The organism is Desulfuromonas svalbardensis (genome assembly GCF_055389415.1).
Genome location: NZ_AP042416.1, coordinates 2,530,138 through 2,550,028 on the forward strand (window position 1 = coordinate 2,530,138; position 19,891 = coordinate 2,550,028).

General features: G+C 48.2%; 20 protein-coding genes. All 20 read right to left on the reverse strand.

Annotated features, from left to right (window positions below):
* Window positions 1-11: 11 nt before the first annotated feature.
* Genes ACZ5KY_RS11330 through ACZ5KY_RS11425 form a run of 20 tightly spaced genes read right to left on the reverse strand, consistent with a single transcriptional unit; the run spans window position 12 to window position 19,877 of the window.
* Window positions 12-446, reverse strand: coding sequence for a DarG family dialkylresorcinol biosynthesis protein (locus ACZ5KY_RS11330; RefSeq protein WP_464244006.1), 435 nt, complete (start codon window positions 444-446; stop codon window positions 12-14).
* Window positions 439-1,545: a beta-ketoacyl synthase N-terminal-like domain-containing protein gene (locus tag ACZ5KY_RS11335; RefSeq protein ID WP_464244007.1), complete on the reverse strand. Its 1,107-nt coding sequence runs from the start codon at window positions 1,543-1,545 to the stop codon at window positions 439-441. The genes ACZ5KY_RS11330 and ACZ5KY_RS11335 overlap by 8 nt, the downstream gene beginning before the upstream one ends.
* A complete protein-coding gene (locus tag ACZ5KY_RS11340; protein WP_464244008.1) occupies window positions 1,542-2,732 on the reverse strand; it encodes a beta-ketoacyl-[acyl-carrier-protein] synthase family protein in 1,191 nt (396 codons plus the stop codon). Before ACZ5KY_RS11340 ends, ACZ5KY_RS11335 begins: the two co-directional genes overlap by 4 nt.
* Before the next feature lies 1 nt (window position 2,733).
* Window positions 2,734-2,988 carry a phosphopantetheine-binding protein gene (locus ACZ5KY_RS11345; RefSeq protein WP_464244009.1) on the reverse strand — a complete coding sequence of 85 codons (255 nt, stop codon included), beginning with the start codon at window positions 2,986-2,988 and terminating at the stop codon, window positions 2,734-2,736.
* A gap of 39 nt (window positions 2,989-3,027) precedes the next feature.
* On the reverse strand, window positions 3,028-3,933 hold the full coding sequence (locus ACZ5KY_RS11350) for an LpxL/LpxP family acyltransferase (protein WP_464244010.1): 906 nt from the start codon (window positions 3,931-3,933) through the stop codon (window positions 3,028-3,030).
* On the reverse strand, window positions 3,930-5,126 hold the full coding sequence (locus ACZ5KY_RS11355; protein ID WP_464244011.1) for a DUF2062 domain-containing protein: 1,197 nt from the start codon (window positions 5,124-5,126) through the stop codon (window positions 3,930-3,932). Before ACZ5KY_RS11355 ends, ACZ5KY_RS11350 begins: the two co-directional genes overlap by 4 nt.
* A complete protein-coding gene (locus ACZ5KY_RS11360; RefSeq protein ID WP_464244012.1) occupies window positions 5,113-6,588 on the reverse strand; it encodes a B12-binding domain-containing radical SAM protein in 1,476 nt (491 codons plus the stop codon). Before ACZ5KY_RS11360 ends, ACZ5KY_RS11355 begins: the two co-directional genes overlap by 14 nt.
* Window positions 6,581-7,960, reverse strand: a complete 1,380-nt coding sequence (locus ACZ5KY_RS11365) for a lipid biosynthesis B12-binding/radical SAM protein (protein ID WP_464244013.1) — start codon at window positions 7,958-7,960, stop codon at window positions 6,581-6,583. Before ACZ5KY_RS11365 ends, ACZ5KY_RS11360 begins: the two co-directional genes overlap by 8 nt.
* Entirely contained in the window at window positions 7,960-9,228 is a 1,269-nt protein-coding gene (locus ACZ5KY_RS11370) for a B12-binding domain-containing radical SAM protein (RefSeq protein ID WP_464244014.1), read from the reverse strand. Before ACZ5KY_RS11370 ends, ACZ5KY_RS11365 begins: the two co-directional genes overlap by 1 nt.
* Window positions 9,229-9,264: 36 nt before the next feature.
* Window positions 9,265-9,963, reverse strand: a complete 699-nt coding sequence (locus ACZ5KY_RS11375) for a beta-ketoacyl synthase N-terminal-like domain-containing protein (protein ID WP_464244016.1) — start codon at window positions 9,961-9,963, stop codon at window positions 9,265-9,267.
* Window positions 9,960-11,099 carry a beta-ketoacyl-[acyl-carrier-protein] synthase family protein gene (locus ACZ5KY_RS11380; protein ID WP_464244017.1) on the reverse strand — a complete coding sequence of 380 codons (1,140 nt, stop codon included), beginning with the start codon at window positions 11,097-11,099 and terminating at the stop codon, window positions 9,960-9,962. Before ACZ5KY_RS11380 ends, ACZ5KY_RS11375 begins: the two co-directional genes overlap by 4 nt.
* Window positions 11,099-11,557 (reverse strand): acyl-CoA thioesterase, encoded by a 459-nt coding sequence (locus ACZ5KY_RS11385; RefSeq protein WP_464244018.1) that lies wholly within the window; start codon window positions 11,555-11,557, stop codon window positions 11,099-11,101. The genes ACZ5KY_RS11380 and ACZ5KY_RS11385 overlap by 1 nt, the downstream gene beginning before the upstream one ends.
* A complete protein-coding gene (locus ACZ5KY_RS11390; RefSeq protein ID WP_464244019.1) occupies window positions 11,554-11,934 on the reverse strand; it encodes an ApeI family dehydratase in 381 nt (126 codons plus the stop codon). Before ACZ5KY_RS11390 ends, ACZ5KY_RS11385 begins: the two co-directional genes overlap by 4 nt.
* Window positions 11,931-12,647: a hypothetical protein gene (locus tag ACZ5KY_RS11395; protein WP_464244020.1), complete on the reverse strand. Its 717-nt coding sequence runs from the start codon at window positions 12,645-12,647 to the stop codon at window positions 11,931-11,933. Before ACZ5KY_RS11395 ends, ACZ5KY_RS11390 begins: the two co-directional genes overlap by 4 nt.
* Window positions 12,644-15,058, reverse strand: a complete 2,415-nt coding sequence (locus ACZ5KY_RS11400; RefSeq protein WP_464244021.1) for an MMPL family transporter — start codon at window positions 15,056-15,058, stop codon at window positions 12,644-12,646. The genes ACZ5KY_RS11395 and ACZ5KY_RS11400 overlap by 4 nt, the downstream gene beginning before the upstream one ends.
* Window positions 15,059-15,706 (reverse strand): LolA family protein, encoded by a 648-nt coding sequence (locus tag ACZ5KY_RS11405; RefSeq protein WP_464244022.1) that lies wholly within the window; start codon window positions 15,704-15,706, stop codon window positions 15,059-15,061. It abuts the gene before it with no gap.
* Window positions 15,694-16,173 (reverse strand): hotdog family protein, encoded by a 480-nt coding sequence (locus tag ACZ5KY_RS11410; protein ID WP_464244023.1) that lies wholly within the window; start codon window positions 16,171-16,173, stop codon window positions 15,694-15,696. Before ACZ5KY_RS11410 ends, ACZ5KY_RS11405 begins: the two co-directional genes overlap by 13 nt.
* 1 nt (window position 16,174) lies before the next feature.
* The gene (locus ACZ5KY_RS11415) at window positions 16,175-17,767 is read right to left on the reverse strand and encodes an HAL/PAL/TAL family ammonia-lyase (protein ID WP_464244024.1); all 1,593 of its coding nucleotides are present in this window, start codon (window positions 17,765-17,767) and stop codon (window positions 16,175-16,177) included.
* A gap of 22 nt (window positions 17,768-17,789) precedes the next feature.
* Window positions 17,790-19,094: a phenylacetate--CoA ligase family protein gene (locus ACZ5KY_RS11420; RefSeq protein ID WP_464244025.1), complete on the reverse strand. Its 1,305-nt coding sequence runs from the start codon at window positions 19,092-19,094 to the stop codon at window positions 17,790-17,792.
* A gap of 3 nt (window positions 19,095-19,097) precedes the next feature.
* Complete coding sequence (locus ACZ5KY_RS11425) at window positions 19,098-19,877, reverse strand: lysophospholipid acyltransferase family protein (protein ID WP_464244026.1); 780 nt, start codon at window positions 19,875-19,877, stop codon at window positions 19,098-19,100.
* Between the last annotated feature and the right edge of the window lie 14 nt (window positions 19,878-19,891).

The following is a 19,891-nucleotide window of genomic DNA, read 5'->3' on the forward strand; positions in this document are numbered from 1 at the left end:
TCGGTAATTGACTAAAGTGGTTCCGTTGTCGCTTCAGTTGGAAGCGAATCTGTTTCTGGTAACTGAGACAGTTGCACGACTGGAATACGAAAAAGATTGGCATATGTTTGATGATCTTCAGCACTCATCTTTTTAAATGGTCCGGGTTTCAAATGACGCCACACTCGCCACGTAGAGAACCCTGAATAACTGGCCAGCAATGATCGATCCATTTGGGCACGGGTCATATAGTAGGCTAGAACGCTGGACGTACCAGACTCGATTTTCACTCGAACCTCATCCAATTGCTCTTTAATGTCGTCCCATGCCATACGATTAGCTTCGTTAACAGGATCCCAGCCTGCTGTTGTCGTTAAACAGTAGTGACCCTCTTCATCAACAGCATAGGCGACCACCCGATTCTCTTCCAATACGCCAATATCTTGCGGAACATCCTGTTCACGCATCGTCACCCCCATGTCGAGACAAACGGACTAAACTAAATTGATTGTTCGCCGTACACTTAAGTGACGTAATCGACTCAAAAGAACTCTGAGCCGAGCAACCAACAGGTTGCTGACGCGCAATACCATAGCAGCTTTGCTCACGCAACATCAGCCCTGCCGCAGCCAAATCAAAGGCTTGACCAACGGGTAGACTGCCATAGCACGGTGTGCAATTAAGCAGCGACTGCACGGCAGGCCATTGTTCATACATCGCGCCGTATGCTTGATGTCCATCGGCACCGACAAGAAGAATATCACTGTCGATCTCTGCATTGCGCTGATTCAGATCACCGGCATCGAGGCCATCGATAAAACCATATTTAGATTTATCTGCATGCCGACTGAGCACCAAAAACGCGGCTCCTTCACCTACCACCGCACTTTGGCGGCCAAAATCAAATGGATCTATCTGTTCAATAGCATCAGAAGCATCAGCAACGGTAAAATAGCGCTGATAACAGTAATTAAGCAATGAACTATGTTCATCAACACCGCCAACAAGCACCGTATCAACACGCCCCTGCGCTAACCAACACGCAGCATTATGGAGCGCTGCGTTAATCGACATGTCAAACTGACTAATGGTTAAGTTAGGGCCGAGTGCTTGCAATTGCATCGATAAATAGGCCGCGGAAACATTGTGGACAGAGTTCGAAAAATTTGTTGGTGAGGCACAGCTATCACCGTCATCAAGGATCGATTCAAGAAAATTAAAGGTGGTATTCGCAGCACCATAACCGCTGGCAACAATAATCCCAATGCGGCCACAGTCTTCAACAGCAATCCCGGCATCTTCAATGGCTAAGTAGCCACCAAGAAGAGCCATGCGCGAAAAATGATCAATGCGACGCAATGAACGACGTGGAACAAAATCAGTTAAACGATCGGTGTTGGCCAACAATGCAGGCAGAGTGTGCTGCCCTGTCGGGTGGTTGAGCTCTACAGTTGTTGCATTCGTATGACCAGCTTTTAAAGCACTGACAAACTGATCATTGCCACTGCCAAATCCGCCAACGCAACCAATCCCTTGAATCGCCAGTGGCTGTTTTAAGCGTGTCATGCCACCTCTCCTCTGCCCAAAATAAGGACGGCATTATTACCACCGAAGGCCAATGATTCAGATAAGGCGACATCGCCAGTAACAGTACTGTTTTCCAACACCGGTGTTACGCTAAACTCTGGATCTTGGCCAGTAAAGCCAGCACTAGCGGGAATCTGTCGATGGCGCAAAAAAGCGAGGCAAAATGCGGCTTCAATAGCACCCGCAGCCCCTAATGTGTGACCGGTATAGCCTTTGGTTGAATGAAATGGTGTCGTCGGTAACACTTCAGCGAGCACCAGACTTTCAACACGATCATTATCCTTAGTTCCCGTACCGTGGGTATTAACAAAAGCAAGTTGATCGGGCTCGACACCACTGCCATCGAAGGCTTCCTGAAGAGCTTGTTTCAAACCGCGCCCTTCGGGATGAGGGGCCGTTAAATGCCAACCATCGGTACCACTGCCATAGCCAAGAACATAACCTTGAGCAACAACATGTTGCCGCTTCTGACGCACTGCATCCGATTCAAGAACTAAAACGGCTGCGCCCTCACCAAGATTTAACCCACAGCGATCGGCAGAAAAAGGACGGCTCAACACCGAAGCGTTGATTTGCAACGAGGCAAAGCCGTTATAGGTGGTACGACACAGCTCATCCGCTCCGCCAGCAAGAACCACATCACACAGACCATTCTCGATCCACATCGCGCCCATACCGATCGCATCCGTTCCTGACGAGCAGGCATTAACAATCGTTTGACAGGGGCCATTGAAACCAAAATGACGGCTAATGACCGTAGCAGGGTTACTATGACGGAAACAGTCGATGGCAAGCATTTCAGGATTTTGGCCATTACGATAGTCACCATAGAACAATTCGACATCCATGCTACAACCAACAGTTGTGCCGACACACACGCCAACTTTCAATTTACGCAGTTCACTCAGATCCCACTGTGACTGATCAACCGCCTGCTTTGCCGCATTTAACGCCAATTGACTGGTGCGTAAAAAAACATCTTCCGCGGTTTTAGGTACAACACTACGTACCGCAAAAACAGGAAAAAGTTGTGGCTGGCTCGACTTAAACAGCGATGGATCACCAGCGTGACGCTCACCAGCCATCATCGACGTTACCGCCTCAGCGAGGGTATCTCCCGCTGCACACAAACAGCCTATGCCACTTACGCAAACAGACTTAGACATCCTACTTTCCTTGCTTGTCTTCGATAAATTGAGCTAACGCTTGTACCGATTGCAGCGCAGGTCGGCCCTCTTCCATATCCTTGATTTCAACACCAAAGTTTTTTTGCACCAATACGGCAAGCTCAACCGCATCAAGAGAGTCAAGACCTAAGCCCTCACCAAACAACGGCTCATCATCGGCAATCTCTTCAGCAGTAATATCTTCAAGATTTAGGTCTTCAATCAAAATTTGCTTAATTTGTTCTTTCAATGTCATTGATTTTCTCCTGTCAGTTTGTTGATTTAACACTAAAAATTAGTTCCACATATCAAAAAAATTAAAAAATTGGTAGGGATTATTCTGACAATATTTTTCCAAAGTTGTCGCATAACGCTGGGCGTAAGCTGTGAATGCCTCGGGTTTTCGCCCTAACCCTTCAGGCACCTCAATCACATCGGCCACCACCATCACATAATGTTTTTCATCACATTTACGACTGGTAAGCACAACAAGAGGTGCACCCGTCGATGACGCCAAATGGTAGGCACTCATCGGTAAAGCAACCTGCTGGCCTAAAAATGGAACATTGACGCGATTTTTCTCATGATCAGGAACACGATCGCCCATCACCGATAGAATCCCCCCCTGTTTCAACACCGCGAGCATCTCAAAAGCACCACCAAGATAACCTTGTGGGTCGATAACACGATACGGTGATTCCTGCTTCACCTCACCGTTGTCTTTTTCATAATCCTGCCGTTCAAATGAACTGGCGTGGCCATGCATCAGCATATGAATTGGCTCGTCGAGAGCGCCCATGGCCGACATCGCTAACTGCCAACAACCAACATGTGACATCAACAAAATCATGCCACGCTTTTGATCACGAATGCTAAGCAGTTGCTCGCGACCCTCAAGACTCACACTAATTTGATCGGCCCCTAAGGTGCTAACAATGGCGCGATCCACCATCACTTGGCCAAAGGAAATCACCATTTTATACTGTTGCCACAAGCGAGTAAAGCCACTCGATTTTGGAAATCGATGCGCGAGATACGGGTTACAACTGCGCCGAACCTGAGGCCAAAACAGCACATAAAACGCACAAACAACAGTGAGTAATGCATAGGCCGCTTTACGCCCGCCTAAACGAATGAGCAAGTAAAAAGCCCGAAGTCCCCAAGCTGAACCAAGCTGCTTTTCAGAAGCCTGATGTTTCACGATACATCCTCCGATGTCGAAGGTTGCCAAGCACGTTGTTGCATCCAACGCGTTAAGCCATACACCACGACCCAGCCGATCAAGGCAAATAACGGCCCGAGAAACAACGAGCCAAGAAACCATTCATAAATGCGATCGAGACACTGTGTACCAAGGGTTTGAAAGCTTATCTCTGTAAGCCATTCACCATTACGCAAATAATAACCAACCTCAATGCATAAGGCGGGAACCAATGGCGGCATACATAAATTCCCTGCTGCCACTGCGACATAGCGGTTAACGCCAATAAAGCCAGCGGCAAACAACGTGACCACCGTGTGACAAGCTATGAGCGGCAATGTGCCCAATAGCAGACCGATAGCCATCGCCAACCCCAACTTAGAGGGTGAAATATCTTGTGCCAGCAAGTTACGTAATGACCGTAACGGGTGACGCCACGAGAACGGTGACTGCTTTATCTTCACTAACCTTTTATGTGGCCACGGAGCAATAGAACGTAAGCATAATCGGTTGTTTAACCATGCTAACCTCATGTTATCTCTAACCTTGTCAAAATGAGAGATTCGCTCAAGACCTGGGGCATAATAGACCTGAATCGGTACATCACGTAAGGGAACACCCGCCCAACATGCCTTAACCAAAACTTCTACTTCAAAAGAATAACGATGATCGGTAAAGGTCAGGTGATCGAGTACTTGCAATGGATAAGCACGATAACCACTTTGCACATCACCGAGTTTGCAACCTGTTTCAACCCGCAACCAAAAGTTGGAAAACTGACGGCCAAAGCGGGAACTTTTAGGAATGTTTGCGCTATTGAAATCGCGTAAACCTACATAAATAGCTAACGGTTCAGCCTCAATTGCGGCAAAAAATAGCGGCAAATCCTCAGGATGATGTTGTGCATCAGCGTCAATGGTAACCACATGACTAAAGCCATGATCACGGGCGTAGTCGGCAGCCGTTAAAATTGCCTCCCCTTTGCCACGATTTTTCTCATGACTTAGCAGCACAACAGGTAAGTCGGCAACATTTTGCGCGCCACCATCACTGCTGCCGTCATCAACCACCACAACATGTTGATGCTGTTTCAAACAACGCTGTACGACATCGTGAACCGTGCCACTATGATTATAGAGTGGCACCACGACCAGAATCTGTTCGTTATTGAAGCCTGCGTTAGGAGCCACCATCACCTCCACCAGCTGGTTTTTCATCACTGATACGCTTGCCACGTTTAATAAACGATAGAAAACCTGTTAGGTTTTTAGCAAACCGATACCAACTATGGGGCGATTTCCACAGCATGGCCACATAACCCCACAACACTTCAGGACGGTGAAAATGAGCACGGTAAAAATCAGCAAACAATGATTCGAGCTTCTCTTCAGTCATCCCATGAGTGACAAATTGAAAGCCCATGCAATCCATCTTCGCCCAATCCTCGGTAAAAGTACCCAGCTCATGGATATTCTCATACAGCGGTGAACCCGGGAATGGGGTAAATTTAGCGACATTGAGGTCATCAATCGGCAGCTTGAAAATGTAATCCATACTGCGGCGGATACTCTGCTCGGTTTCACCCGGCAAGCCGACCATCATCAAACCCTTGACCCGAATGCCATGCTTTTTGATTAATCGAATGGTGTCGGCGAGCATATCCAAGTCGGGATTTTGCCGATGCTGAGCCAGTAGGTCGGGATCACCCGTCTCAATGCCCAAACTCATCATCCAGCAACCGGCCTTTTTCATTTGGCCGATCAACTCATCATCAACGTGCTCGGCACGAATAGCGCAATTAAAGGTCATACCAAGCGGCTTATCAATCATCATCTGCGTGACATCGAGCACCCGCTGACGATGAAAAGTAAACTGATCATCGTAAAAATTGATGTGACGTATATCGTATTTTTCACGCAAAAACTTCATGTGAGCATAAAGATACTCAGCCGAATTAAAACGGAACGTACGCTGAAACACCGACCGATCGCAATAACTACAGGCATATGGGCAACCACGACTCGAAATACAGCTGGTATTAGGAGCCTTAGGGTAATTAAAAATAGGCAACTGATACGCTTCGGGAAAACCGGTCAATTTGTCATAAGCGGGAAACGGCAGGCTATCTAAGTCGAGTGCTGGACTACGGTAGCCGCTAAAGGTTGCGCGACCAGATGAATCACGGCAAACAACACCCGCGACACTCGGCCATTGCGCAGCTTCGGTCGAGAGCAGTTGGAACATACTCTCCTCCCCTTCACCGACAATCAACGCATCAAGATCTTTATAATCATCCAACAACTGTTCTTTTAACGCTGACGCATGTGCGCCACCGACCACCGCCTGAATTTCAGGAAATTCGCCCTTGGCGAGTTGTGCGATTCGAACACCATCGAGAAAACTCGACGTGGTACAGCTTAATCCAAGCCATGCCGGTTTATGGGTACGAACATAATCAATAATACGCTGGTCTGAATCGGGAAAAGCATAGCAGTCGATAATATCCACATCGACATCACGTTCCAACAGGTAGGCAGCAATAGCCGCCAAACCGAGGGGTGGCATAATGTTCGCCAAGCGCGACACATCACCACCAGCGCGATCACTGGCATAACCAAGCGGATGTACAAGTAAGATACGTGGACGTTTAACCATTACGACGGGCTCTCTTACGTTTGGGTGCATTACCGAAGGAGACCATTTGGTCCCATAAAATACCTTTAAAACCAAAGTTGTTCATCATTGCCATCTGTTCTTGACCAGCCGATGGCGGGAAAATTCGATCTCTACGACCCGAAAAGGAGTTGAAAATCTCTTGATTCATCCACTCTTGATCGATATCAGGCGAAAGGTAATAGACCGGCTTCAGTAGATCTACATCCGCAGGCACAACACCATCCGCCACAGCACGCTCCAGCAATGTTGATTTAGGCAGGATACGAATCCCCGAAAAGGCAAACACCACACTGTGATCGAGTTGTTCGATATTTTTCAACCCTTCACGAATCGTATCTGGCGTTTCATTCGGGCCACCGAACATAATAAAATGAGCACTAGGGATTTCGGCCTCAACAGTCAGTTTGTGACACCGGAGCACCTCTTCGAAGGTAAAGCACTTATTGATCCCTGCCATAGTGCGATCACAACCCGCATCGGTTCCCATCTCCATCGCGTACAACCCTGAACGTTTGAGAAGTGCTAAGCTTTCGGCGGTAATCCCTTGCGGACGAAAAAATGAACACCACTGAATACCGACCTCGCGCCGAATTATCTCCTCGGCTAATTCAAGGTGATGTCCTTGGCTATCGTTAAAGATGGAATCGGTGAAAAATAGATGATTGGTGCCATAATCACGCTGCATCCGTTCAATATCATCCACAACCGCACCCACTTCCCGCGGCCGGAAACAATTACCTTCCAATCCCGGGTAGGTACAATAAACACAACGAAACGGACAGCCACGTTTAGTTTGGAGATTAATCATGCCGCTTTTATGTTGATAAAAGTCGACATACTCGGGCACTAATGTTGGCCCTACCATCTGACTACCCGTCAAAGGGTGTGGCGTACTATGAAGAGTTTCAATCGTTTCACCGCGCTCTAATGCCGCGATTAAAGGGCCGACAACCTGCTCCCCCTCACCAACCACACCGTAATCAGCACCAATATAGGCGAGAATTTTTTCCGGCATGATCGAAAACGCTGGGCCCCCGATAATTACCGGAACGGCAACACGGGTTTTGATCTCTGTCACCAGTTTACGAGCATCGGCCAGATACCAGTTATCATCAGAACTAAAAGAATCAACATTATCGATATTGCGTAATGACATCAAAACGAAATCGGGTTGATAGGTGGACAACGATTCAGCTAATGCTGGATATGATTGCTCGTGAACGAGAAAATCATACTGCTTCACCTCATGGCCCTGCTCTTCAAGTACTGAAGCAATGATCGCCATTCCGAGCGGATACACCGGGTACGGGTCTTGGGCTACATTGCTCGACAGAATAAACACGCGGCTCATTATTTAGCTCCCGCATCCTTCGCATCAAAACGACGACGACGCTTGGTGTCATAACGACGATAGGTACCATCTTCGATCTCACGGGTAATGACCTGCTTAAATAGCTTACCCATTTTCAACTGATAACCACCATCAGCATTAAAGGTATCCCATGCATAGTTAAACAACTCTTGCAGTTTATCGGGTGTCATCTGCTTAGGTTGGAACACCACTTTATCAGCGGTATAATTAGCCCAATTATTAGACAGGATACGGTTTTCTTTTTCCATTTGTGCCCGTAACGGTGACTTCAAGAAAGGGGTCATGATGGTAAATTCCGCCACGTCCAGTTCGATCTCCATCAAAAAATCAACCAGATGGCGGATATCACTTTCACTTTGCTCATCGGTGCCGAGAAGAATGGTCCCCTCAACACCAATACCATGATCCTTCAGACGCTTAACGCGGTCACGAATCACATCAGAGGTATTGAATACCGCTTGATAAACATACCAAGCCCCTGCATCAGCGGCAGCTTTCAGCACGTCATCGTCATCCAACAATGGATGAGATACCCATTTTTTCTTTAGCGGCTTCATGGCCGCAAACAGTTCGAGTAACCACTGTTTATCCTGCGCCATCGAATTATCGACAATAAACAACCGATTATTTGGGATCGCTTCCAGCTCTGCGATCACCTTCTCGATAGGACGGGGACGAAACTGCTGCCCACCGAGATAACCGGTACAGCAAGGGAAACACTTAAACTTACAGCCACGTGAGGTATGCACCAAATCGAGCATCTGCACGCCACGGTAGTTATAGAGGTCACGGTCTAAAATTTCACGTCGTGCGGTACCCACCAGTTCAATCGGTGGATGCTGGTGCATAAAGTTGTACACCTTCTTCAGACAACCATTATTGAAGTCATCGACAACTGCTTGCATACGCCCTTCGGTCTCACCAAGGAATACGCAATCGGCATGTTCTTGAACCTCTTCAGCATGCAACATGACGGCAATACCACCAAACATGACAGGAATGCCACGCTCGCGATACTCGTCAGCGATTTCAAAGGCACGTGGTAATTGGCAGGTCAACATCACCGATAAGGCAACCAGGTCGGTCGATTCAGCGAAGTCGAGAGTCTGCACGTTCTCATCAATAAAGCTTACATCCACTTCATCAGGTAACGTTGCAGCAAACACAACGGGGCCATGCGGTGGCAAGTGAAATTCAGTTTGACGTTCCAATTTAGCCCAGCGTGGATAAACCAGTTTCATTCTCATTGAGGGTGCTCTCCTTATCAGTTTTGTTTCTTTATATTATTTAGTAGTAGTTAGTTCGTTGATCAAATCATTGAGACAATGGATCAATTTTCCATGACAACAGAGTGTTCCGTTCTCATCACAGCTTAGTTGCTTGCTCTCTAGGTTCTCGCACTCAGCGGCCGCTTCAAGCACCATAAATAATGCCCCAGGAGCCTTTAATTGGCCTCGTGAACTCTGATCGCAAAAGCCGACAACGACCCGTTCATCTTCGCCCCAATGGATCGACTGTATGGCTTGATGAAGTACCGACAAACCGTCATCATTGCAACAGTTGACAACTTGGCAATTACCCGTCAGGCCAAAACGCAACGCCGCCTCGCCCAAAAAAGTGTTCGACAGCGTGTAAGCAAAAAGTTGCGGACTGGCAAAAACACCCTCATCGGGAATCACGGTATTAAAGTAGTCACAATCCGTTTGGAAACAACCACTGAACGTATCGGCTAAAATACCGACAGACCGCTTCTCTTGCCACTGTTCTAATCCGGCATCGCGTAACGCAAAGGTGATCGCAGCCAAACCGAGTTTCGAAAACGGGTCCATGCGGCCAAAACGACGATCCGGACGGTCAAACAGATCTTGTCGTGTTACTGGGGCAAGTTCGCCAGCACTAAAACCATGAAACGTACCAGACTTTCCTTCGCCAAGGCCATCAACCGCGACCCAACCAAAACCACGCACGCAACAATTCATCATAGCTGCCCCCGACGTAACAATAGTGCCGCGTTGACACCACCAAACCCCGAATTTGTCGACAGCAACAGATCGCCACTAAACGGTTGCGCTGAGGCACTGATTTGCCCTGCGCCAAGCGGTTCAGGGTTAACACAGCCACAAGTTGGTGGTACCAGTTGGTCATTCAAACTGGCAATGCCGAGCACAACCTCAATACCACCCGCAGCACCGAGGGTATGACCCAATGCACCCTTTATCGATGAGATCGGTAACAAACGTTCCCCGAAAACAGCCTTAAAGGCGGTGAGTTCCATCATGTCATTATAGACAGTGCCAGTACCGTGAGCACTGATTGCCGAGACCTCATCCGCTTTCACTTGGGCACGATTCAAGGTTTGCTCAACGGTCTGAATCAAACCACAGCCATCGCGTGCAGGGGCGGTAATATGATTGGCATCATTCGCAGCCCCCCAGCCACACACTTCAGCGTGCTTAACGCGATGATAACGCTCTGCCGCTTCTTCACTCATCAGCACCACCGCCGCAGCACCCTCACCGAGGGTGAGACCGTTTCTATCGACATCAAAGGGCCGACTCGGTTGATCAGAAAGCGCCTGCAACGCAGAGAAGCCTGACAAAACAAATTCACTGACAATATCCGCACAACAAACAACGACCACCTCGGCAGCACCATGAGCGATCAGCCCAGCACCACGAGCAATCGCTAACGTCGATGAAGCACAGGCGGCATTGATATTGATACCGTTGTCATCGATATCCAGTTGGTGAGAAAGCCAACGGGTCATAGCGCTGGGCACAACGGCTGCCGCATCACTAACCTGACCCTGTTGCTGACACTCGTTTTCGAGTAGATCAATCGCACCCTTGGTGGTTGCGGTAATCAAACGCGCACTTTGCGGAACGCAATCGAGTTGCTCTATCAACTGCTCCAGCATCGGATATAGTCGAGATCCGCCTGACTCATACGGCAAATCATCCACCAACGCTGCGCTCTTCGCCAGATAATTGGTGGTTTTAAAATGATCGACAGGTCGAATAGCGCTGTCACCAGCGAGCAAACGCGACCACACCGTTTTAAGATCACAGCCTAAACCAGTGACTAATGCGTAATCGGTAATATGTACGGATCGATTCATCACAGCTTGCCCTCTTTCCAGCGTTGGAGAAATTGCTGATAAAAGGTGGGTGGAACCACCAAAATATTTGAATCATGGTCTAACATCATCTGCACCGAGTAGCCCGTTGTCACAATTTGCTGCTGCTGATTGCGTAAAATAAATTCAAAATTAAGGCGAGCCGCTTCACTCCAATGCCAGCGCCCCTCAATGGTAAAATTGTCTTCAAAGCGCAATGGCAGGCGATAATCAATATGCATCTGCTTAATCGGTGCAATCACCCCTTTAGCATGGAAATCCATATAACCAAGACCATATTGAGCACTCAACGCGGTTCGCGCATCTTCAAAATAACTTGGATAACGTCCGTGCCAAACAATGCCAATGGCATCGACCTCTTCAAAGCGAACCTGACGTTCGACGATAAGGCTCAGCGGTTCGGGCGCATGTTCAACCTTTGGGAACCAGCGTTTTTTCATTTTTGCTCCTCGCCATTCACCACCAACCAAAATGCCGCCACCACCTCATCATCAATCTTGAGCTGACAGTCAATCACCGCCTTACCACGCACCACTTTAGATTGACAATACGCATCAATCACATCGAGAGGCTTAAGTTGGCGGTGAAACTTCGACCGATCAATCGCGCCAATTGACAGCTGCAAACCGAGATGCTGTTCAGCAACAATTTGCGCCATCAAAATTTGCACCACCGCCGGCACAATCGGATAACCGGGAAAGTGGCCGTCAAAACCGACAAAATCAGCAGGTAAACAATAACGTTGGCACACCACACCCTCAGCCAGCGTTGCGGCAGAAGTTTGGCACTGTAACAAGGCATTTCGAATCTGACTCATTGCAACTCTCTTATCTCTTGAATCCATAACGTTAGGCGAAAACCGCTGACATCCGTTAACACAATACCCGTTGGTGCCCAAAGACCGTTTTGATCGCGATATTGATTATATTCCACGTTCCAACTGTTCGCCGTCGAGTCCACCACTTTGCGGTTTAACCGCACTGGCATGCCAATAAATTCGAATGAACTACCATCAACATCTGCCGACACCAAGACACTGCGACGCTCACGGCGGATCAACCGATCTTGAGGCGATGGATTCGGGTGTAAAAAGATAGCACGCAAACTCTGGGCCACCATTTTTGGTAACTGTGGGTGTTCCTCCAACATCGGTAATAAATAGTTCAGTTGATGGCTGTGCTTGGTCACAAAAAGATCAAACAATTTAACGCCCATGGTGTCCATAGCAACGAGACGAGCCGTTTGTTCAGTGGTGTCAATTTTCACCACCCCCTCAAGGGGCACCTTGCGCATAAACACTTCGAGCAAGCCACTATGACGGCATAAATAACGGTGTCCGGGTGCTAACCACCAATTATCGACCAATTGCTGTGCTGTCAACACCGGGAGCGGTTGTGGCTGATGGCGTTCAAAGGGATACGTAGCACAACCAAACAGTAGCACGCACCCTACCAGCATCAGCGACAGGTTTAACAACCGCCATTTTAATCTCCATGGCAATTTACATACACATTCACATCGTGTCATCATCTCTCACCACAGCGTTGCCCAGGGTTTAAGCGTTGGTACAACGCTGGCACAACGTACAATGCCGTCAACACCGCGGCGCTAATACCAAACAATACCGTCACCCCAATAGAGTGCATGGCTGGATGTTGCGCCAACACCAATGAACCAAAACCGGCCAAGGTGGTTAACGCTGACACCAACACCGCATGTTCAGATTGTTGGCAGCCACTACCATCGCAACGACTAAGCATAAAGATGCCGTAATCGACACCTAAGCCAATAATTAGAATCGCAGCAATCACATTAAAGAGGTTGAAACTTAACCCAAACCAGCCCATTGCGCCAAACATAAAAAGCATACCGCTGCCAACAGGCAACAATGCTAACAGCACCGACGAAAGACACCGATACCAAACAACCAACACCAGCACCACAACCACCAGAGCCATGATGATAAAACGGATAAAATCGTGCGCTAATGCCTGACTCAATTGCTGACGAAAAATCCCTTGAGCAATGACAATGGTATCGCCAACGTCACGCAACTGCTGTAGCAACTGCGGTGTCAATTCAGCCTCATCAATCAACGAGATTAATGCCACCCCGCACCCACCGGTGGTTGAGATCGAATCGTCATCAATCATCAAACCGCTCATGGCATCGATAAAGCCAGCTTGCTGCCAAAAATTAAGATCAACACCAGTGATCGGCTGATTGAGCCAAGAGGTAAAAGGCTTAAACGCAGAAGATGAAAAACCCATCTCTGTGCCCTCATGCTGCAACCGTTCGATAAACACCTGTTGGTGCTTTTGCCAAAAAGCGTTCCACAACGTGCGACTGTGTTGCTGCTGCTGCGCCGACGGTAAAATACTCGCCAAACTGACGAGATGCGGTGCTGCTTCAGGTTCTGCAACACTTTGTTGGCCCGCCACCAAACGATAGATCTCATCGTTAACCGCGAGAGCCTCATCAAGGGTTTCACCACGGGCAAACACCAACGCGCTACTACGCATATTGCCCCAAACCTGTTGTAACTGTTGCTCCCCCGCCCGCAATGCCGGAGTCGATACACTTAAACTGCGCATATCACCGTCAAACTGAAGCTGCGGTGCAGCCACGCCACACAACAGCATCACCGCACACCAGATAACAATGGCACTCTTGCCTCGTTGCGGCAATTGCTTCGACTCACCACATGACCCATCATTCGATTCGCCCCTTCGGTTGCCGCACAAATGCGGCATAACGACCAAGGCCAACAACGCTGCCAGCGTGATCGCCGTCATAGAAAAAACGGCTAATTGACGCTGACCGGGTAACGATGACGCCAGTAACACACTAAAGGCTAAAAAGCTGGTTAACGCCCCACCAATCAACGGCGGGGTTAAGCGGCGTAATTGGTGTTGAGGCTGACCACTGTGGCGCAATGAGAAATACACATGCAGGGTAAAATCTACCGTTATGCCGAGCAAAACCGCACCAAAGCCAATGGTGATTCCCGATACCGTCGGGAAAAACAACGACACCGCTGCCGCTGAAAAACCCAATACCGAAGCGGGCAACATAAACACAAACAACGCACGCCAACTGCGCAGCGCTAAAATAAAAATCAGTAAGATGGCAACGGTTGATACGCCGAGGACCACTCGTAAATCACGCTGAATGGTGCGCGCATTGGCAATCGTATATTGGTGGCCACTTACTACCGTGGCAGTAATCCCCGCTGGCACGTGAAGTTCAATACTTTGCTGCACCTGATCAATCAATTTACCGCCAGCGATCACATCACCAATGGCAATGTCGGTGTCAGCGACAATCAGACGATGACGTCCATCACGACTAACAAAATCGCGCTGCTGTTGATCCGAATGCGCCATCGGATTTAAATGGCGCAAATGACCGGCACTAATCTGCCACAACGCTAAGGGATCGCGTTGCATCTGCTGCTTGGTCATCCACCCCTGTGGGGTAAAGAGTTGTTCTCGCAGCTGGGTTAATTGTTGACGAATACTGTGCTGCTGTAATCGCTGTTCAATCAGCGCTAAATCATTTTCAGTGACTAGGTTTGGCAACGCCTGTAACAATAACGCCGGCAGATCATGTTGCACTTCCAACGGTGGGCCACTCAATACCTTAGTAAAATAAGGGCTCACCGCAGCGTGTAATGACGTCGCTGTTTTCTTTAATTTCTCGGCGGTCACTTCAGGTTGAGCATGAAGATCAATTAAAACCTTACGAGCAAAGGGCGCTTTTTGCAGCCAATTGAAATCTCGACGAACTTCGGTTCCTGCCGTATCAGGTAATAACGATTCAATGTTTTCACTTTGCTGAATAAAGAGAAAACAGCTCACACTCAATACCGCAAAAACAGCATAGCCAACCAATAACCAGCCAGAGCGTTTAGCAAACAGATCATACAGAGTCGCGAACATTTACTTCAAACACCTGTCGGTAAAAACAGTGCTGTTAATTTCGCTATTTACCACAGAGTTGTTAAAGTTGATTCGAGTTGAATCACCGTCAGTTTCGTGTATTTCAACAGCGATAACATAGCGATCACTATCGTTAAAAGTGATCACTAAATGACTGAGAAACTGCGCCGCAACCTCAAGGGGAACCAGCTTAAGTTGTATCGGCTGCTCACTTAATACGGTGATGGTATAGTTTTTTTCGATCCATGCTAAATCGGCTTTCGCCCAGGCAAACAATTGTTCTGCAATCAGTGACATAGCAGGATCTTGATCGAGCTTAAACGATTCACTACCTTCTATGCGTTGATGCCAGCGCTGCCCTGAATCACCAGTAATGACAAACCCTGAGCCAACAGGCTCAATCAATTCCCAACGCAGCTGATCAGGTTTTTGATAGTAAAACACTCCCGTTGAGGTCAGTTTCTCTTCAAACATACTGAGATACTTTTCTTGTACAAAGTCACTGTGTAATGTTTGCACCTGCTGCGCTGCTGCGGCTAATCGTTGCGTCACTTGAGGACTCAAAGCACCTTCAGTCGCCAACCCAGCAGACGGCAAGGTGACACTGATACACACTAGCAGCGTTAGACACCATTTTAGGGTAACCATAATTTAACACTCCCCTGAGCAATCACTTCATCACCAACCCGTATGACACCATCGATCACCGAAAAGCTATCCAACTCAGCAGTGGTGGTAATATTAATCATTAACGACTCACCAACACTGGGGCAACGCAACACTTTAAAGGTGCGACTGCCGACCAAAAATCCGCGCTGCACTAAATTTTGATTGATCAGATCATCATAGCCCTTGATGGTGGCATAACTTTGAGCGACCAACTCGATGAGAGCAACCGCCTCCAGCGTACCATCTGGGGTTACAAACAGATCGTTTGCACCAATGGTCGCACAAACACGACCCTGCCCTGCGCCAAACTCGACCAACTGATCGACAAGGATCATCGGTGGCCGATGTGGTAGAAGCGTGAGTGCCGATATCGGCAATGTTGGCGGCAATGTTGGCGGCAATGTTGGCGGCAATGTTGGCGGCAATGATGGTGTCTCGTTTGGCATCTTATTTTGTCTGCCAGTATTGGGTCAGATCATCAAATATTTGACTTGAGAACAACGTCTTGCGCAACTTCACCAAATCATCGTGAAACACACGAGTGTTGTCATACACTTCGAAATCTTTATTGAGTAACGCATAAATTTTCGCTGTGCCACCGCCAAGGCCCGCAGCATTACGGAACGAAAAAGCTTGTAGGTCGGCCAACACTTCCATGGTTAAAATATGCTTGGCATTACTCACCAAACGGAACGCTTTACGTGCGGCAACGGTTCCCATACTAACCACATCCTGATTGGAGGCGTTGCACGAGATACTGTTGGTACTCACCGGATTAGCGAGCTGTCTGTTTTCAGCCGTCGTTGAGGTGGCTAGATATTGCGCGCCCATAAAGCCCATGGTTAAACCCAAGGTGCCGGGGATCAAATGCTCGGGCAAACCCTCGTTGAGGTTTTTATCGAGTATTTTATTAAGCCGGCGCTCCGACAGATTGCATAACGTCGATAAACTGATACACAATGCATCCATGGTAAAACCAATACTTTGGCCATGGAAATTGCCCCCATGAATGATCTTCTTTTTCTTCGGAATGATAATCGGATTGTCATTCGATGAGTTGGCTTCGATTTCAACCGTGCGAGTTGCTGCGGCAATCATCTCGGTGACTGGAGCCAACACCTGTGGTGTGCAACGGATTGAATAAACATCTTGCACATTAATAGTGGTTTCAAACACTAAGCCATCTTGATGTTGACCACGAATCTGATCGTGCATATCTTCGCGCTGGGTGATGTTAGTCGAGCCTTGATAAAGGTTACGAATGGTTTGTGCCGTCTCCAACTGACCGGGATGAGGTTTCACATCGTGAAGATCAACATCAAATGCATCATCAATACCACCGAACAGCTCGATACCAAAAGCACCGGTGACATAACTGACACGTAGCAACTTTTTAGCCCCATAAATGGCAAAGGCCGCCAACGCCGTCATGGCACTGGTGCCGTTCATCAACGCAATTCCCTCTTTGTAACTCAAGCGAATAGGCGTACGACCTAACTCGGCAAACACCTCTGCCGCGGGGCGTAACGTGTCTTGGTAATAGACATTACCCTCACCAATAATACCTAAACCAAGATGAGCGAGGTGGATCAAGTCCCCCGATGCGCCAACACTACCGCATTCAGGGATATATGGAGCGATGTCGTTATTGATCATCCACTGCATAAATTCAAGCAGTTCATAACGAACACCACTGTAGCCCTTAACAAGGGTGTTTAATCGAATCAACATCACCGCTTGAGCAACATAGGGCTTTAACGGGTCGCCTAAACCGGCGGCATGGCTGCGAATCAAATTAACCTGCAACGCTTCAAGAGCATTGTTGTCGATAATTTTGTTACACATGGGGCCAAAAGAGGTATTGACGCCATAGATAATATGTTTTTTCTCCACCGCATTCTCTAAAAATTCACGACTTTCACGGCAGCGCTGTAACGCCTGTTCATCGAGCTCAACATTGAGATCACCAACACCCACGGCAATAATCTGTTCGACAGTGAGATCACTCCCCGTTAAGACAACTGTTTTATTTGTAGACATATCAAACACCCTTCATTGCAAATTAACAACACACCGATTTCGTGCGATGATCAAAAAATAGAACTGGTTTCCGTTTATCTTCACTGGTAATTTTACGCCGTACCGCATCTAAATCAGCGATTTCGACCTCAGGTTTCACTCGAATTCGCGCCGAGATGCGCTCGGCAATCTGATCACAATTGATCGAATCATCCTGACAAGCGACAACCACTTTAATGCGATCGGACAAGGCAAAATCATCATACACTTCAATATAGTAGGCCGTAACCGCCTCGATCTCCTGCAACACCGCACTGATCGCCGGGGGATAAACCGTCGTGCCACGGTATTTAAGCATTTGGTTTTTACGCCCCAGAATGGGTCCAATACGCTGACTGGTTAAACCACAGCGACATGGTTCGGTATAAAGACAGGCAATATCTCCGGTACGAAAGCGTAGTAGTGGCATACCTGTTACCTGTAGCGGCGTGGCGACCACCTCACCGGGACCACCATCGGTGACCCGTTGACCGTCATTGTCAAGCACTTCAACCATCATCAACTCAGGCGGTAAGTGACCACCTTGACCGCGCGAACAGTCGCTGAGAGTGGTGGCCATCTCAGTACTGGCATAGGTTCCAAACACTTGTGCCTGCCAACAGTCAAATAACCGTTGGCCTAACACCGACAACGACAGATCGTGCTGACGTACTGGCTCACCAATACAGATCAAGCGCTTAATGCCACACGAAGCGGGATCAATACCGTTATCCTGTAACCGTTGCGCGAGGGCCAAAAAGAAAGTTGGCACTCCGACAATAGCCGTAGGGCGAAACCGTTGGACTAATTGCGCCACCACCGCCACCGAGCTTGAACCGCCGCGAATGGCTGTGGCACCAATTTGTTTGAGGCCGAGAAAATAAGCCATTCCCGCCATAAAGCAACGATCAATAGCGACGGCGATCAACACTCGATCCTCACGACGAATTCCGGCAGTACGAAAAGCGATCTCTTCATTGAGAGCAAGGCGATCCAGATCCAAACTGGTTTGGTAAAAAGAGACAGGAACCCCTGTCGTACCAGATGTGAGACAGATATCGGCAATTCGGCTGTCATTAACCGCTAAAAAATCATTTTCACGCCCCTCAAGGTCAGCCTTGGTGGTCGTGGGCAGTTTCACCAGATCATCATAGCCATTGATATCTTCCGCAGTGAGATCAAGGCGCTGAAACATCTGCTGATAAAAAGGGGAGCGTGCAAGGAGATAGCGCACATGATCGCGCAACAACTGGTCTTGGCACAAACGTATCTGCTGCGGATTATCGCTAGAAAAATAGGTTAACTCCATCGTTTAACACCCCTCGCTGTCTGTGCCATTAGCAGCCAACATCTGATCAAGTTCTGCGACCATCATCGCTTTAACGTCTTTACGTAACTGGCGATGACCACCTTCATGTTGATAGTCAGCCACCTCAACAACGGGGAGAATTTTCAACCTCACCGTAGCAGGCTTAAGAAAACGGCGCCCTGGGGGCAACAGTTCATCGGTTCCAATGATACACAGTGGCACAACAGGGCAACCGCTCTGTACCGCCAAGTGAAAGGCGCCGGAATAAAAGCGCTGAATTTTACCGGTGCGGCTACGATGTCCTTCAGGGAAAAACAATACCGCCCCACCCTGTTTCAGCACCACATTGCCCTTAACGAGCGTTTGCTCCCACGACAGGTCTTCCACTTCAAGGTAATTGGCCAATTGCATAAAAAACCGATACCAAAACATTTTAAATGGCCACGAACGCACCGCAAAGGTGATATCACTTTGAGGTAAAGAACCCATGAAATAGGTATCAAAAAACGACAGATGGTTGATCACAAAGATACAATTATCGGGAACCTCCGCATCGCTAAGACCTAGACGTTCAAACGACACAAATGGACTGATAATCGCCAACCAGCCCTTACCGTACAACCAGATAATATGGCGGATAATACGCGGCGTGTTCCAGCCATGACGGAGGAAAAAGTACACTCCGACTGGTGGTGTCAATAGGATGCCAACTATTGTGAGCAATACCAGTAGTCCATACACCCATACGTTCATGGCTATTATTTTGATCTGTTCGCTGTTCATCAGTGTTTTCCGCT

What these genes read in the sequence shown, in the direction of transcription:
- ACZ5KY_RS11370 (WP_464244014.1), bottom strand. Translation starts at nt 9,228, where the DNA reads ATGAGAATGAAACTGGTTTATCCACGCTGGGCTAAATTGGAACGTCAA.
- ACZ5KY_RS11340 (WP_464244008.1), bottom strand. Translation starts at nt 2,732, where the DNA reads ATGTCTAAGTCTGTTTGCGTAAGTGGCATAGGCTGTTTGTGTGCAGCG.
- ACZ5KY_RS11355 (WP_464244011.1), bottom strand. Translation starts at nt 5,126, where the DNA reads ATGGTGGCTCCTAACGCAGGCTTCAATAACGAACAGATTCTGGTCGTG.
- ACZ5KY_RS11375 (WP_464244016.1), bottom strand. Translation starts at nt 9,963, where the DNA reads ATGATGAATTGTTGCGTGCGTGGTTTTGGTTGGGTCGCGGTTGATGGC.
- ACZ5KY_RS11335 (WP_464244007.1), bottom strand. Translation starts at nt 1,545, where the DNA reads ATGACACGCTTAAAACAGCCACTGGCGATTCAAGGGATTGGTTGCGTT.
- ACZ5KY_RS11330 (WP_464244006.1), bottom strand. Translation starts at nt 446, where the DNA reads ATGCGTGAACAGGATGTTCCGCAAGATATTGGCGTATTGGAAGAGAAT.
- ACZ5KY_RS11405 (WP_464244022.1), bottom strand. Translation starts at nt 15,706, where the DNA reads ATGGTTACCCTAAAATGGTGTCTAACGCTGCTAGTGTGTATCAGTGTC.
- ACZ5KY_RS11415 (WP_464244024.1), bottom strand. Translation starts at nt 17,767, where the DNA reads ATGTCTACAAATAAAACAGTTGTCTTAACGGGGAGTGATCTCACTGTC.
- ACZ5KY_RS11410 (WP_464244023.1), bottom strand. Translation starts at nt 16,173, where the DNA reads ATGCCAAACGAGACACCATCATTGCCGCCAACATTGCCGCCAACATTG.
- ACZ5KY_RS11400 (WP_464244021.1), bottom strand. Translation starts at nt 15,058, where the DNA reads ATGTTCGCGACTCTGTATGATCTGTTTGCTAAACGCTCTGGCTGGTTA.
- ACZ5KY_RS11360 (WP_464244012.1), bottom strand. Translation starts at nt 6,588, where the DNA reads ATGGTTAAACGTCCACGTATCTTACTTGTACATCCGCTTGGTTATGCC.
- ACZ5KY_RS11345 (WP_464244009.1), bottom strand. Translation starts at nt 2,988, where the DNA reads ATGACATTGAAAGAACAAATTAAGCAAATTTTGATTGAAGACCTAAAT.
- ACZ5KY_RS11385 (WP_464244018.1), bottom strand. Translation starts at nt 11,557, where the DNA reads ATGAAAAAACGCTGGTTCCCAAAGGTTGAACATGCGCCCGAACCGCTG.
- ACZ5KY_RS11425 (WP_464244026.1), bottom strand. Translation starts at nt 19,877, where the DNA reads ATGAACAGCGAACAGATCAAAATAATAGCCATGAACGTATGGGTGTAT.
- ACZ5KY_RS11395 (WP_464244020.1), bottom strand. Translation starts at nt 12,647, where the DNA reads ATGATGACACGATGTGAATGTGTATGTAAATTGCCATGGAGATTAAAA.
- ACZ5KY_RS11380 (WP_464244017.1), bottom strand. Translation starts at nt 11,099, where the DNA reads ATGAATCGATCCGTACATATTACCGATTACGCATTAGTCACTGGTTTA.
- ACZ5KY_RS11365 (WP_464244013.1), bottom strand. Translation starts at nt 7,960, where the DNA reads ATGAGCCGCGTGTTTATTCTGTCGAGCAATGTAGCCCAAGACCCGTAC.
- ACZ5KY_RS11420 (WP_464244025.1), bottom strand. Translation starts at nt 19,094, where the DNA reads ATGGAGTTAACCTATTTTTCTAGCGATAATCCGCAGCAGATACGTTTG.
- ACZ5KY_RS11390 (WP_464244019.1), bottom strand. Translation starts at nt 11,934, where the DNA reads ATGAGTCAGATTCGAAATGCCTTGTTACAGTGCCAAACTTCTGCCGCA.